Origin of the sequence: Paenibacillus alba, assembly GCF_013204855.1 — a bacterium.
GTDB lineage: Bacteria > Bacillota > Bacilli > Paenibacillales > NBRC-103111 > Paenibacillus_E > Paenibacillus_E alba.
Genome location: NZ_JABMKZ010000030.1, coordinates 66,293 through 80,220 on the forward strand (window position 1 = coordinate 66,293; position 13,928 = coordinate 80,220).

The following is a 13,928-nucleotide window of genomic DNA, read 5'->3' on the forward strand; positions in this document are numbered from 1 at the left end:
AAACCTATTAAACCCGGCTAAAGCCTTCCATCGGACTGCTCGCCGAAGCATAGCGCTTTTTGGGGATTCTCCCCGCTTCAAAGCCGGCACGTCCTGCTTCAATAGCAAGCTTCATGGCGTATGCCATTTTGATCGGATCTTTGGCGCCTGAAACGGCTGTATTCAGCAGCACACCATCCGCGCCCATTTCCATAGCAAGCGCAGCATCGGATGGAGCTCCGATACCCGCATCCACGATGACCGGGATCGTCGATTGCTCAATGATGAAGCTAAGATTCAGCGGATTGATGATCCCTTGACCCGTCCCGATCGGTGAAGCGCCAGGCATAATGGCATGCACGCCAAGTGCTTGCAAACGTTTAGCCAGCAAAACATCATCCGACGTATATGGCAGCACGATGAAGCCTTCCTCGAGCAGCATCTCAGACGCTTTTAAAGTTTCAACGGGATCAGGCAGCAACGTTTTCTCATCGCCGATTACTTCCACTTTGATCATGTCGCAAAGACCGGAGGCTTTTGCTAACTTCGCGATACGCACCGCTTCTTCGGCTGTTTTGGCGCCTGCTGTATTAGGCAGCAGGGTGAAGTTGGAAACGTCGAGCATCGACAAGAAATTCGGCTGGCTCGCCTCAAAAATGTTCATCCGGCGCACAGCAAACGTCAAAATTTGTGACTCACTGGCAGCGACAGCCTGTTTCTGGATATCAAAATCCGGGAACTTCCCCGTGCCAAGCAATAAACGTGAACGAAACTCATATGGACCGATTTTTAACATGTTGATTATCCCCCTCCGACAAAATGTACGATTTCGATTTGATGTCCTTCAAAAAGCTCAGCTTTCGCATGGTTTTCCTTTTGTAAAATAATGTGGTTATGTTCCACGACCAGCATTTTCTCCCCCAGCTCAAAATACGTGAGCAGCTCGTCAATGGTCCGAATCTTATCCGGAACTTCCACAGATTCACCGTTAATGTGCAGCTTCAAATGCTTTGCAGCTCCTTTCCCTTTGCTTGTGTTGCTGAAAATAGCCCTTGCCCTTGCTGACGAATACGTCTGGATGCTGCTGACAGATCCGGGCTAAAAGCATCCAGCCACGGTTCCATGCCTAGTTCCAGCTCGCCTTGCTGAATTCCCGCCATCTCACCCAAAACAAGCTCCGCGATCACCTTGCCGGTAATCGGACTTAGCAAAATCCCATTGCGATAATGCCCGCAAGCAGCATACAAACCACCATACCCCGGCACTCGGCCGATGTACGGCAGCCCATCGGCTGTCTGCGGCCGCAGCCCCGACCAAGCCTTCTCCCACTCGGCTGCGCCCAGAGCAGGCATGAGCTGCCTCGCACGATCCATCAGCTCTGCAAGTCCTGCCAACGACACCTTGCGATCGTAGCTGTGCGGTACAACTGTGGCGCCGACCAAGAGTCGCCCGCCAGCTTTAGGAACGATGTAGCACCCTAGTGTAAACAGGGTTTTCCTAAGCTCCTGCTTCTGTGTCAGCACCGAGAAGCACTCGCCCTTCACGGGATACATCGGCAGCTTGGCACCGATGCCAGCCAGCAATTGCCCGCTCCACGTGCCCGCCGCTACAATGACGTGGTCGCTCAGAAGCGGACCCTCGCTCGTCATCACGCCGATGACGCGCTCCCGCTCTGTCAGCAGCGCCTGCACTTGGGCGAATTCTCGCACCTCCGCCCCAAGCAGCCGGGCTGCCTGAGCGAATGCAGCCGCCAGCAGCGGTGCCTCTACCTGCCCGTCATCCGGCAGGTACAAGGCCCCCCGTGTCGCCCCGCTCAGGGCGGGCTCCAGTGCTGCGGCTGCGGCTGCGCTCAGCCACTGGGCTCTTTCGCCCGCTGCGCGCTGGAGCTTCTCCCGCGCGCGCAGCTCGAGCTCTTGATCGTCGCTGAGCGCGACGTTCAGCAGCCCCTCACGGACGAGGCCAATGTCGATGCCCGTGAGTGATTTCAGTTCCTCGCTCAGCTTCGGGAACATCGCTCGACTGTGCCGCGCCCACTGGAAGAGCGGGCCCGTATCCTCCATCTCGGACTGTGCGCCGAGCATACCCGCCGCCGCGGCCGAGGCCTCGGTACCCAGTCTGCTGCGCTCCAGCAGCGTTACGGATTGGCCGCGCTTCGCTAAATAATAGGCAATGGATGCGCCTATCACGCCACCGCCGACGATGATCACTTCTTTCGTCTGCTTCATTTATCTCATCTCCGTTTGCTTAAGCTGATTTACATAGGCCTGCACAGCTTCTACAGGGTCAACCGCTTCCCAAATGCCGCTCATAACCGCAATACCAGAAGCTCCCGCTTCCAGCACAGAACTCACTCGTTCAGGTGTGATGCCGCCAATTGCGATTATGGGGAGTGTGACTCCATCCGCAACATGACGCAGCTCCTCTAACCCTCTTGGCATGACGCCAAGCTTCGATTTCGTCTCGTAGATATGACCAAACAACACATAATCCGCTCCCTCCTGCTCACGCAGAATCGCTTCTTCCGCACTATGTACGGATATCCCTATCCGCTGTACGCCGCTGTAGAGGCCTTTTATCTTAGGAAGCGGCATCGTTTGGCCCGGAAGCTGAAGCCCTCCAAGCTTCTCAGCTGCCGCCATCCACGGATGTCCGTTCACATAAAGACGGTTCGCAGGAATACCTTTGTCCAGCAGAAACTGCAAACCGATATAGTTCTCGTCCATCGACTTCTTTTTTTCGCGAATATGGATCGCTGTCACATAAGGGTGGATCTTGGCTGCTGCTGCTGCCAGCTCCGTCCATCCCAGTTTTCCATTGGATATAACATGCAGTTCATATTTTGGCATCGAAGATTGCCCTCCTTTGTTCAAAAGGTCTAAAAACCACACAAAAAAACCACTTTTCGCAATGAAAAGTGGTTGTAGGTTGCCGCATAATAAACATGCATAGATGAGGCGCCGATGTTCGTTTTCCACTTTCCTCCGCTGGTATGACCCAGTTCAGGTTCAAAGGGTTCAGATAACTCTGTCTCAGCCTTACGGCGCCCCTAGGGATACTTAGATATTCAATTGTTATTTATCATAGCACGTCATCCAGCAGTTGGAAACAGAAAGTTTCCTCCACGCTTTCATCTAGTCACTATGCTTAGGAGCTCTTATAATAGGGAGACTGATAGAACTCAGAGCCAACTTACTTGAAAGGAAGTTCATCCAGATGCTGTCACAATTCAATCGTCAACTGGAAAAAATCTTGCCCCTCATCACACCCGTCAGCGTTCTGATTGGTGTTCTGCTGGGAAGTCATTTATCAGGATTCACCTTCCTATCGCCTTGGTTGTTTGCCTTCATGACCTTCTCAGGCAGCATAAGCTCAAGCTTCAAAGAATTTGTTAAAGTGGTCGTTCAACCGCTTCCGCTGATCACCACTCTTCTTATCTTGCATGTCGGAATGCCATTGATTGCATTAGGACTTGGACATGCCGTCTATAGTGATGAGCCTTTGACGATAACGGGTCTTATTTTAGCAGCTGCCATACCTACAGGGATCACCAGCTTCGTCTGGGTAGCGATTTATCGCGGCAACATTGTGCTGACGTTATCCATTATTTTGATGGACACGATTCTCTCCCCTTTTGTCGTTCCTTATACCTTATCGGCTCTGATCGGCACGAAAGTCCAACTGGACTCTTTGGCCATGATGAAAGGTCTCTTCTTCATGATCGTAGTTCCGTCTTTAATCGGGATGCTGCTAAACCAATGGACCAAAGGCCAGATCAAAGAAAAATGGAGCGGACGTCTCGGTCCTTTTTCCAAAATAACAATGGGCATCGTTGTCGCTATCAACAGCTCCGTGATTGCCCCCTATTTGCGAGATTTCAATGCTAAATTACTAGGCTTAGCTGGTTTCGTTCTATTCATAGCCTCTCTTGGCTATATGCTGGGATGGCTTGTCGCCAAGCTGATGCGCTGGGAGCAGGACGTCGTTGTTGCTCTTACTTTCAACAGCGGCATGCGCAATATCAGTGCGGGCGCCGTCCTCGCCGTTGCTTATTTCCCGCCTCCTGTGGCGATTCCCGTTGTATTAGGCATGTTATTCCAGCAGTCGCTTGCTTCGCTTTTCGGCTATTTATTGAATCGACGGTATGCTTTGAAAAGCAATACATTAAAAAAACCGATCTCATCCTAACGGAGTGAGATCGGTTAAATTAGCGAGACACATTTATTTGTAAGTCTTTGGAATGAATAACTAATCCAGCAGAACCCGTATCCAGTAATACACGCGTCAATACTAGCATTTTGTTACGGAAGCATATTGTTACTGTAACAAAAGGCAAGCCATATATCACCTCAATATTCATCTAGGCCCCCGAACGCCAGCCCATTTCTCGCGAAGCTGCAAAGTTTCACGAGACGTATGAAAAAAACCATATTCTCTGTTTGGTTCCTCACGATGTAGTTCATAGTAACGCTTCATCGCAATCTTAGAGTCCTCGAAACGATCAATTATAGCGACTTCATCAATATAGCAATACCCATTTTCGGAACGAGAGGCTATAGCTTCACAAACAACCCATTCATCTGGAAATTGCTCCCTAACTTCATCCCATCGCATTCTCGTCACCTCCACCAAACCTTTTTTTAATTATACCATACTTAGATTCAATCACTGGATCGGGAAGCTAGAGAAAAACGGCTTCGCCGCCCTGAGAGATCAGCTCTTAGTAGCGACAAAACCTGTTAAGGGAACTGTAGGACGTTATATAGGCAAATAGCAGGGATGCTATGGTATTAGCGGAACTACAAGGTCTTATTTCCACGAAAAACGCTGAATTTGCCTTGAAACAGCAAAATAGCGGACTGGAGTTCCCTCACCCCCGCGATATGGATACTTTTGGCTAGAATAGAGGACTGGAGTTCCCTCTGTTCGCACAAGGCGGCTGGAGTAACTCCGCGCTCACTCCAAAACATATAAACTCTTATATATTTAAAAAAACCGATCTCATCCTAACGGATAAAATCGGTTTCTTCCCATTGCCATTCCCTACCGCAAAGCCTGAATAACCTGCTCCGCGCCAGCTTCGCCGCTAGCTACCAACTCCACATGCTCAGCAAACATATCGCACATATAGACGAACAAGCTGAGAATTTCCAGAACCTCTTCGCTTTCAAAGGTGCTTGTTGCTGGAATGCTGTACACGTATCGGTAGTGCAGTTCATTTTGTTCATTGATGCCGAAATGGCCGATCGGGAGTCTTGTGTTGATTTCCAGCAGAACAGAAGCGACTTCCCCGCGTCTTCCCTCTTGCAGATGAAAGGGCAACGTGCTATAAATTTGCAATAATTGAATGGCGCCGATTTCTTCATCATTTAACGGCAAAAAGCTAAAGTGAAGGAAACGCTCACGGCCTTTCTTATCTTCTTGGAAGCCAGCCATCAAAACGTGAAGCGGAATCGCCTCCGATTTTTCCAATAAATTCGTGGCTAGTCCTGTTTCATCCAATATATCTTTCAGCAATCCTAATTGCGCCAAGTGACGAGCATGTACAAGGTCAGGCAGCATTTATTCACTTCTCCTATTCTCGTTTAGCCATAGCATCAACAAGGAATTTTCTCAGTTCAGGCAAATCTGTTTTATATTTATCCAGTTGAAGCGTACTTACACCCGCAGCCTCGATAAATCTGTCAACAGTGATGTACGCATCCGGCGTTGCACTTGCTCTGGCAGGCAGCTTATGGATCATGTCGAGAATTAACTCAGCATCTTGGACCCGCTTGGCATGCTTCTTCTCCGTTGATTTATCCGCATTAAATACAGCCTTGGTAATGCCCCATGCGTCTGCTTTGGCCGCTCGATCGCGTCCTGCCTGCTTCAAGGAACGAACCACCGGCATGGCTGCGCCGACACCTGATGCCACAATTTTCAGCGGCGTTCCAACCTGCGCTCCGACACCTGTCAAGGTCGCGATATCTGCCGCAATCTTAGTCAACTCGAGTCCGATTTGCAAGCCTCCGCGCGTGGTGCGCTTCACGTTAATCTTCTTCATCTCTTTGGCTAGCTCATACTGGATAATTTCATCGAGTTCGATCTGGGCATCTGCTGATTCTTGGGCATTGCCATTCGCTATCTTATCCCGAAGGGTTTGCTTATGCAAGTCCATCTTCACTTTATCGACACCAGCATTCCCGCCGAACCAGCGCTTGGCCTTGATGTAGGAAGCATTCGCATACTTGCCTTTGAACTCGCGCTTCAACGTCGTCATGGCTGATCGATTCAGCCCTGCTTTGATCACATCGACGGTTTTAATGGCTATTTTCACACCGCTTACTGCGATACTAACACCAGGAATAACCGAGGTCAAACTGCCTGCGCCGGTCTCCATGATTTCCATAATGCCTTTCGCCACTTTGAGGCTGGAGTGCGCCGCAGAAATGGCGTTGCTAACAATCTCAATGGCGCCTTTGGATTTTTCTCCCTTGTCCAAGCCGCCATTTTTGCTGTGTTTGTCGTACAGATCATAAATGCCTTTAACCGCCATAATCGTACTCTTGACCGCAGAGATGGCTTCGCCGACAGTCCCTGCATAATCGCTTACAGCCGAGGAAGCTCCGACCCCATCCACTTGCCCGGAGGACTTCGCAGCTTTATCGACAAGCCCAGCCGATCCGCTGACCATTTTACCTGTAGATTCAATCATGGATGATCCTGTTGCCGCGTAATTCCAGTTCTTGTTATGCACGGTTCTGCTGCTATCTCCAGAAATTTCCATCGTTTCACGAATAGCGTTCAAAATTTGAAAAGGACCAGCTACCAAATCAGCGGTTGAGGCGACGGCGCCAAAGGAAGCTGCCTGCTGTCCTGTACTGGCGTCACTGGTTTTATCATAGGAGTCCTTCAGGTCATCTGCTCTCGCTCCAAAGCTGTCACTGAACGTTGAAACCGCTCCACCCTGTGCATCTGTGATACTGCTGGCCGTATCCGGTGCATCCAATGTTCCATAGACCGGTTGAGCCGCAGGCGTTGTCACGGGTGCTGCCGGGGCCGGCGTGCCCGGAACTACTTGTGCTGCCGGGGCCGGCGTGCCCGGAACTACTTGTGCTGCCGGGGCCGGCGTGCCCGGAACTACTTGTGCTGCCGGGGCCGGCGTGCCCGGAACTACTTGCGCTGCCGGCGCTGGCGTGCCTGGAGCTACTTGCGCTGCCGGCGCTGGCGTACCCGGAACTACTTGCGCTGCCAGCGCTGGCGTGCCTGGGACTACTTGTGCGCTAGGCACCTGCGTTGCAGCAGGCGTTGTCACAGGCGTAGGTGCTGGACTTGTCGTTGCCAGAGGCGCTGGCGTTTGAGCCGCAGTCGTCGCAGGCACAGGTACTACCTGCTGCTGAGCAGCTGTGGGGTTCCTTTGAATCAGCTGATTCGTATAAGCCTGTGTTGCCCGGTTGCCCGCCGTACGCTGCATTTGCATGAAGAAATCCCTTGATAGAGGAGACACTTGGGACGCTGTGCTGCTGGTTTGGGCGGCTTGCGATTGAGCGGCTTGTTGATGTGATGGACTGGCTGATTTAGCTTGCAGCTGCTTTCCCTGTGGCATTATTTCCCGCCTCGCTGCTGAACGACATGTGTCAATTCATGACCAAGCAATTCCTGACCGTCACGGGTATCTGGATTGTAGCGTCCCTCACGAAAAAAGATATCGTTCCCCGTAGCAAAAGCTTCCGCCCCCAAAGAAGCGCTAAGCTTCGTAGACTCCGTATCATTATGTATATTAACGTTGCTAAAATCCTTTTGAAAAGCGGATTCCATCTTCGCTTGAATGTTCACATCCATTTTGCTGCCGCTGCCTTGCTTGGACTTAATCTGGGATTCGATTGAAGCATCTACCCCTCCGTCCTCTTCCGACTCCGTACGCTGGATCGCGTCCGCCGATGGCTTCATCTGCAGCTCGCTCTCGTCCTCCTCAGACTCTGTCCGCTGGATCGCATCCGCCGATGGCTTCATCTGCAGCTCGCTCTCGTCCTCTTCCGACTCCGTCCGCTGGATCGCATCCGCCGATGGCTTCATCTGCAGCTCGCTCTCGTCCTCCTCCGACTCCGTACGCTGGATCGCGTCTGCCGATGGCTTCATCTGCAGCTCGCTCTCGTCCTCTTCCGACTCCGTACGCTGGATCGCGTCCGCCGATGGCTTCATCTGCAGCTCTTCTTCCTCCGAGCCCTCGCCTTCACTCTCCGTACGCTGCACGTCCGGCTTGGACGAACCGCCGCTTTCGGACGCTGCAATATGATCAGCGACTTCTTTACCAACTTGATCCGCTTCTTGCTCATAGGAGTCACCAACAGGCCCGACCGTTAGCTTCGTCTGAACAGACAGCATGCTGCCCATTGCTTTGTTGCCAATCGTTCTTTGTATGTTCATAAGGTCTTGCGACTGCCCATGCGTACTGCTTTTGGTACGATGATTGCTTTGCAGAGAAGTATCTGGCTGCCTGCTGATGCGCGTTTGATTCATTGGCATGATGAACCTCCTATAGTTTCTGCTGAGTTTTTACTCATTGATGCGGGCTTGCACTCCCTTAGATATCCGTGTCCGAGTGCATGAAGTCTATATCATTCACTATATCATACCTAGATCTGTTTGAGGCTACATTTTGGATGCTTTACGGTCGACGACAAGCACAGCAATATCATCGGATTGAATGGCCCCGCTTGTGAAATGATCGACATCTTCAACCATGCGTTCCAACAAGCGGGTTTGATGACTTGCCTGTTCATGGCTCAATAGCTGTTGTAGACGAGTGAAGCCATATTGCTCAAGCTGGCTGTTCTCTGCTTCTGTTATCCCATCCGTATAAAGGATAAGGCGATCACCAAGCGCTAATGTGACTTCATTGTCTCTGTATGCCATGTCCTCCATTACGCCTAGCGGAAGACCTTTTATGCCCTTCAACTGCTCCACATCCCCAGCCTGCCGCAAAATATAAGGCGGACAATGACCGCCATCGCAATAAAGCAATTGTCCCGTGTCAACATCAAGCAAGCCGCAGAAGATCGTTGCAAACATAGAGGAATCATCCTTGTACAGCTCCTGATTCACAGCTGTCAAGAGCTCTCCAGGTGTCATCTCGGCGGTCATCTTCCCTTTCAGCAGCGTCATGGTCACCGCCATGAACAAAGCGGCAGGAATCCCTTTGTCCGAGACATCCCCGAGCACGAAAAACAACCGATTATCACCGATGCGAAAAAAGTCATAGAAATCTCCACCCACTTCACGTGCAGGGCGAATGAAAGCCTGTGTTTCCGCCATGGCAGCCGGACTTCCACTCCAATCATCTGGCACAAGCAAGCTTCCGCGAGGCAAGAAGCCCATCTGAATATCGGTGGCAATGCGCAGCTCGCTTTGCATCCGTTCTTTGGCCGCAGTCGTCTTCTCGAGCGCATCGTACAGCATCGCGTTCTCTAGCGAAGCCGCAATCGGCGAGGCGATGGATTCCAGAAGCTGTACATCGCGATCCGTAAAGTGGTCTCCCTCTCGCTTGTTCAACACCTGCAGCACACCGATGATCTTGCCTTTGCTAATAAGCGGAACGCAAAGCAGATTGCGCGTGGGGTAATCGACCCGCTTTGCGACTTTCGATGACCAACGCTCATCTTGCGCCGCATCGTCAATCTTGACGGATTGACCGGTTTGAGCGACCCAGCCGGCAATGCCTTCTCCGATCTTGAGACGGATTTCTCGAACTTCGTCGCCTTTGGTACCAAGCGCAAGATCGAAGAACAGCTCCCCTTTTGCCTCATCGACCAAAATAACAGACGAAGCCTCCGCATTCATGATGCGGGAAGAGGTTTCCATGATTTTAACAAGCAAATCCTCTTTGTGAATCGTCGAGTTCACTTCCAAGCTGACATCGAATAGCTGCATCGTTCTGCCAAGCTCCATCTCAGCTGAATTGCGCTTTCGCTCGCTGCGCAGCCAGCCGGCAACAACCGCAAGGCAAGCCAGAAGGAGCACACCTGAGACGATATTCATAAAGCGTGCCTCCTTCTTTGGTTACTGAATTGAGCCGCATGCCGGCATGTACAACTAGGCAATGGCTTGAACCGCTTCATCTTCGGTTTCGTAAATTGAAAAAATAGTGCTGAAGCCTGACATTTCAAAAACATCCTTCACATGATCATTCATATGGGCCAGCGCCAGTTTGCCTTGAATGACTTTAATCATTTTGGCCGCTACCAACAAGCTTCTAAGACCCGCACTGCTGACATACTCTAGTCCTTGCAGGTTAAATACGAACTTCCCATGCCCTTGCTCCACCAGCTTCATGAAAGCAGATTCCAAGCCTGCCGAAGTATTCGCATCCAACCGGCCGTTCAAGCCAAGAAGAACCGTATTCCCTACTATTTGTTCCGTCATATTCATGATATTTCCTCCTCCTGTACGCGTCGTTTTAACATCATAAGCACGTTCTCGTTGTTCAATCGCTCGTAGCGAATATCATCCATAACCTGCTTGACAAAATGGATCCCCAAGCCTCCGATATCGCGTTCGTCAACACTCAAATCGACACGCGGAGCAGACTTCAGCAACGGGTTGAACGGGATGCCACGATCTGTAATGCGCAGCTCCCAGCCTTCTCGAACCCTCCCAATATCGACCCGTATCGCTTGGGCCACTGGCGCATCCTCTGGATATCCATAGAGAATAATGTTCGTCACCAGCTCATCGCAGACCAAATTCAAGCGATACAGCGTCATCTGGTCAAGATCCATCCTCGCGGATATTTCTTGCAAGAAGGCACCCAGCCGCTGCAGCTCCTTCAGATCATTGCTTAGCCTGATACTCTCGACGGTCATGCTTGTCGCCCCTTTGCTGAAAGTTAAACGCCAGCCGAACTTACGCCATTTTGAGGAGCATGTTTTCCAGCAATCTCACCCTGGCGCTTGAAGCATGCAGCAGCCCAATCCCAATCTCCGGATACAGTCTCACTAAACGAGACAAGCTTTCCCCTTGCAGCGTTAGCACACGGACCTCATCAAAAATAACCTGGGCCGTAATCGAAGATGGCGAACCGTCCAAGGCGGTTGTTTCACCCAAAGCTTGTTTGGGTCCAAGCACACCGATCGTTCCGGTCTCCCCTTCCCCCGTCTCGTTGCTCAGCTCTACGTTGCCTTCAATAATCAAATACATCGCTGCATTGCTTTGCCCGCGACGCAGCAGATAAGTCAGATCTTCATGCACTTCTTCTGTAGCAATACCGGCAATCAAGCCAAGCTCATCCACCGAAAGATCCGCGAATAAAGACACTTGCTTCAGAAAAATAACTTTATCCAGCATCGTTAAAAACTTGCGTTCTTCTCTCATATCAACACGCTCCAATGAACTTAGTGCGTAACTGGCAATATCTTTGAGCCAATCATCCGACCATGACTTCGCCTCTTGCAAAATAAGCAATGGCTCTTGCTTGACCGAGCTATGGGTTGCGGAGTCTTGCTTCAGCAGCTCCAGCAAGGCTAGCGCTAAACGGCGGTCACCTAACCCCTCAGCAAGCACTTCGAGCCCGTTATCGCGAACCTCGTCGCTTTCATCCTCCGTAGCTTCGCGGAGAGTTGCAACCACACGCTCGTCTGCGAACTTCGCCATCACCGCCCAAGCGCCTCCGACGAGCGCTTGGTGCAGCTCTGCGCAGCGCTGGCTCGCAAGCTCCGCCAATCCTTTCATCCCCAGCTCATTCAGTGCTGCAGGCAATGCTCTTTCCTGCGTGGATGCCAGCATGCGGGCTACACAGGGATCAACAAGCTGCTTGCGCAGCATGCTTTCATCAAGCAGCTCAGCGAGCGCCGTCACAGCTGCGTTCCATATAAAGGGATTCGCGTGGTTCACGTATGCCAACAAGGCAGGCAACGCTTTCTCGCCCATATCCACGAATGCTTGCAGTATCGCTTTGCGCATCTCTTGATCCGCAAGAGGTACCATCGTGAGGAGGAAAGGAATAGCCTCCACATGTTGGAGCTGTCCAATGCAATGGGCGGCAGCAACCTTGACTGCCGGACGATGATCATCCAGCAAAGACAAGACCCATGCCGCATAAGTATGAAGCTTCAAATCGGCGACCGTATGACAGCCGTAGACGGCCCACTCGCCGCCATTGTCGAGCATTTTGATAATCGCTTCGTCACAAGCTTGATAGCTTTCTTCGCTTTCCAGCGCATAAAGCGCCTTAACGCCCTCGTGCACCACTTTCGGATGGTTATCCAGCAGCTTCACACGAATGAAGAAATGGGATTGGCTGCGCAAATGCGTCGCTTTGGATATGAGTTTCACGCATTCCGCCCGTACTTCCGGGTCTTCATCCTCCAAGAAGGAAGCGACTTGCACGAGATCTTGTATCGTAGCGCCTTGCAGATTCATGGCTCTTAGCACGGCCAGACGGATTCGTGAGCTTTCCTCGCCGATCATGCCGATGAGATGAGGCAGAAATGCGGAATCCTTCGCTTTCCCGATCACCTCTAGCGCGAGCTCCCGCACGTAATCGTTGGGGTGCTTTAGATAACCGAGCATCGCAGATAAAGCTTTGGAGCTGCGGATGCCCCCAATAAAGGAGCCTGCGATCTCCGATAGATCGGCGTGCAACGATTGCACACTTTTCACCAACTCACGAACATACAGATTTCTGCCAAACCAAGCAACAACAACGAGAATTGCAGCTACTGCCACTCCCAGCCAAGCCAGAGGAGACAGCTGCAGCAAGCCAAAGGAATGCAGAAGTGAAAGCAAGGAACCGATCAGAATGCCGCCAGACGCAGCGACACCCTGAGCAAAATAGCGGTAGCCATCCCTTTTGGAGATCGGCATCATTTTGAAGAACAGTTGATAACAAGGCTCCGCTATGTAGTACAGCAAGATATAGAAAATGGCATAGAAACCGGAAACCATGAAAATTCCAAGAGATTGGTTCAGGAACATAGCCGTCAAGCCAAAGCCCCCGAAGAAAACAACGGTAATCGCGAGCAGCATATTGCTTGCGCCAAGCCAATTCATTAGTCGCGTAGACACCGTTTGCAGGAGCAAGCAGAATGTGAACTGGATCGCTGTAATTAAGCCGTAGAACGAAGTCAAATCTCCTTCAACCGGAAACTTGGCCTCGGCAGCCGTAAAGTATTGGTATTCAATCATAAAGTAGACGGCTGGCATCAGCGTCATCAAAGCAACCGCGCAAAGCAGGAACGGACTGCGCAGCATCTGTTTGGCATAATAGCCTGCTGGAAGCTGCGTCTCTTCTTTGGGTTCGGCAACACTTTGCGTCTTCAATCGGATATCTTCCTTCAACGTCAATGGCACTAAATAGCGAGCTAATGCTTTTCGGAAAAACACAAACCCTAACACCATTAACACCGGAGCTAGCGCATACACGGCTTCCGTCCCCAGCAGCTTACCGATTTGATGGGCAAGTAGCCCAGCCGTAATCCCGCCTGTTGTCGTAGAAGCGATAAACACGGGCATCATCCGCTTCGCTTGCTGCGTTGGACACAAGTCAAAAGCTGTGCTCCAAAGCAAAAGCGTCAACTGCCGAACAACAAAGTTCGAAGACAGAAATAAAATAGGATAATAGTATCGGAAATCAATGCCGCCTGCCTTAAATCCGAGCAATACCGCTCCATTCACTGCTAAAAGCCCAATCATTATCAGGTAAAGTGTGGTCATCATTTTCGCTTTGGGCAGCCGATTCGCCAATTTGGCCAAAAGCCAACCCTCGAGCGGCATGATGGCCGCTTCAAAAATATAGATATAAGGCAAATACTGCACGCCGAATCTTTGGTTAAAAAGCGCCATGAAAGCTGTATAGTTCAAGGATTCGGCAATCCCGCTAAAATAGAAAATTGGCAGCATCATCCAAAGTTTGCGCATGTCTTCTGTACGTAGTCCCATCCATCCGGTTAAACTTCCTTGCATATCATCAGGTC

General features: G+C 51.1%; 13 protein-coding genes and 1 riboswitch. Of the genes, 1 reads left to right on the forward strand and 12 read right to left on the reverse strand.

The features are described from left to right. Positions 1-7: 7 nt before the first annotated feature. The 4 genes from HQN90_RS27895 to HQN90_RS27910 are packed head-to-tail and all read right to left on the reverse strand — an operon-like array spanning position 8 to position 2,825. Positions 8-775: a thiazole synthase gene (locus HQN90_RS27895; RefSeq protein ID WP_173224957.1), complete on the reverse strand. Its 768-nt coding sequence runs from the start codon at positions 773-775 to the stop codon at positions 8-10. A gap of 5 nt (positions 776-780) precedes the next feature. Further along, a complete protein-coding gene (gene thiS / locus HQN90_RS27900; protein WP_173224960.1) occupies positions 781-984 on the reverse strand; it encodes a sulfur carrier protein ThiS in 204 nt (67 codons plus the stop codon). Continuing rightward, on the reverse strand, positions 981-2,204 hold the full coding sequence (gene thiO, locus HQN90_RS27905) for a glycine oxidase ThiO (RefSeq protein ID WP_173224964.1): 1,224 nt from the start codon (positions 2,202-2,204) through the stop codon (positions 981-983). Before thiO ends, thiS begins: the two co-directional genes overlap by 4 nt. Next, positions 2,205-2,825, reverse strand: coding sequence for a thiamine phosphate synthase (locus HQN90_RS27910; RefSeq protein ID WP_173224967.1), 621 nt, complete (start codon positions 2,823-2,825; stop codon positions 2,205-2,207). A gap of 113 nt (positions 2,826-2,938) precedes the next feature. Further along, positions 2,939-3,037: riboswitch (TPP riboswitch) on the reverse strand. Positions 3,038-3,192: 155 nt separating this feature from the next. On the opposite strand from HQN90_RS27910, the gene HQN90_RS27915 reads away from it, so the two are divergent. Further along, complete coding sequence (locus tag HQN90_RS27915) at positions 3,193-4,164, forward strand: bile acid:sodium symporter family protein (protein WP_173224970.1); 972 nt, start codon at positions 3,193-3,195, stop codon at positions 4,162-4,164. Between the two features lie 168 nt (positions 4,165-4,332). On the opposite strand, the gene HQN90_RS27920 is transcribed toward HQN90_RS27915, so the two are convergent. From HQN90_RS27920 to HQN90_RS27955, 8 genes are all read right to left on the reverse strand, one after another. Next, positions 4,333-4,590, reverse strand: coding sequence for a hypothetical protein (locus tag HQN90_RS27920; RefSeq protein ID WP_173224973.1), 258 nt, complete (start codon positions 4,588-4,590; stop codon positions 4,333-4,335). 429 nt (positions 4,591-5,019) lie between these two features. Beyond that, entirely contained in the window at positions 5,020-5,538 is a 519-nt protein-coding gene (locus HQN90_RS27925; RefSeq protein ID WP_173224976.1) for a YbjN domain-containing protein, read from the reverse strand. A gap of 13 nt (positions 5,539-5,551) precedes the next feature. Then, on the reverse strand, positions 5,552-7,564 hold the full coding sequence (locus HQN90_RS27930; RefSeq protein WP_173224979.1) for a hypothetical protein: 2,013 nt from the start codon (positions 7,562-7,564) through the stop codon (positions 5,552-5,554). Continuing rightward, complete coding sequence (locus tag HQN90_RS27935) at positions 7,564-8,484, reverse strand: eCIS core domain-containing protein (RefSeq protein WP_173224981.1); 921 nt, start codon at positions 8,482-8,484, stop codon at positions 7,564-7,566. Before HQN90_RS27935 ends, HQN90_RS27930 begins: the two co-directional genes overlap by 1 nt. Before the next feature lie 126 nt (positions 8,485-8,610). Next, a complete protein-coding gene (locus HQN90_RS27940) occupies positions 8,611-9,996 on the reverse strand; it encodes a PP2C family protein-serine/threonine phosphatase (RefSeq protein WP_173224984.1) in 1,386 nt (461 codons plus the stop codon). Between the two features lie 54 nt (positions 9,997-10,050). Next, entirely contained in the window at positions 10,051-10,386 is a 336-nt protein-coding gene (locus HQN90_RS27945; RefSeq protein WP_173224987.1) for an STAS domain-containing protein, read from the reverse strand. Further along, a complete protein-coding gene (locus tag HQN90_RS27950; RefSeq protein ID WP_173224990.1) occupies positions 10,383-10,820 on the reverse strand; it encodes an ATP-binding protein in 438 nt (145 codons plus the stop codon). The genes HQN90_RS27945 and HQN90_RS27950 overlap by 4 nt, the downstream gene beginning before the upstream one ends. Before the next feature lie 40 nt (positions 10,821-10,860). Beyond that, positions 10,861-13,893, reverse strand: coding sequence for a HEAT repeat domain-containing protein (locus tag HQN90_RS27955; protein ID WP_173224992.1), 3,033 nt, complete (start codon positions 13,891-13,893; stop codon positions 10,861-10,863). Positions 13,894-13,928: the final 35 nt, after the last annotated feature.

What these genes read in the sequence shown, in the direction of transcription:
- HQN90_RS27920 (WP_173224973.1), bottom strand. Translation starts at nt 4,590, where the DNA reads ATGCGATGGGATGAAGTTAGGGAGCAATTTCCAGATGAATGGGTTGTT.
- HQN90_RS27950 (WP_173224990.1), bottom strand. Translation starts at nt 10,820, where the DNA reads ATGACCGTCGAGAGTATCAGGCTAAGCAATGATCTGAAGGAGCTGCAG.
- HQN90_RS27915 (WP_173224970.1), top strand. Translation starts at nt 3,193, where the DNA reads ATGCTGTCACAATTCAATCGTCAACTGGAAAAAATCTTGCCCCTCATC.
- HQN90_RS27895 (WP_173224957.1), bottom strand. Translation starts at nt 775, where the DNA reads ATGTTAAAAATCGGTCCATATGAGTTTCGTTCACGTTTATTGCTTGGC.
- HQN90_RS27930 (WP_173224979.1), bottom strand. Translation starts at nt 7,564, where the DNA reads ATGCCACAGGGAAAGCAGCTGCAAGCTAAATCAGCCAGTCCATCACAT.
- HQN90_RS27945 (WP_173224987.1), bottom strand. Translation starts at nt 10,386, where the DNA reads ATGAATATGACGGAACAAATAGTAGGGAATACGGTTCTTCTTGGCTTG.
- HQN90_RS27925 (WP_173224976.1), bottom strand. Translation starts at nt 5,538, where the DNA reads ATGCTGCCTGACCTTGTACATGCTCGTCACTTGGCGCAATTAGGATTG.
- HQN90_RS27935 (WP_173224981.1), bottom strand. Translation starts at nt 8,484, where the DNA reads ATGCCAATGAATCAAACGCGCATCAGCAGGCAGCCAGATACTTCTCTG.
- HQN90_RS27955 (WP_173224992.1), bottom strand. Translation starts at nt 13,893, where the DNA reads ATGGGACTACGTACAGAAGACATGCGCAAACTTTGGATGATGCTGCCA.
- thiO (WP_173224964.1), bottom strand. Translation starts at nt 2,204, where the DNA reads ATGAAGCAGACGAAAGAAGTGATCATCGTCGGCGGTGGCGTGATAGGC.
- HQN90_RS27910 (WP_173224967.1), bottom strand. Translation starts at nt 2,825, where the DNA reads ATGCCAAAATATGAACTGCATGTTATATCCAATGGAAAACTGGGATGG.
- HQN90_RS27940 (WP_173224984.1), bottom strand. Translation starts at nt 9,996, where the DNA reads ATGAATATCGTCTCAGGTGTGCTCCTTCTGGCTTGCCTTGCGGTTGTT.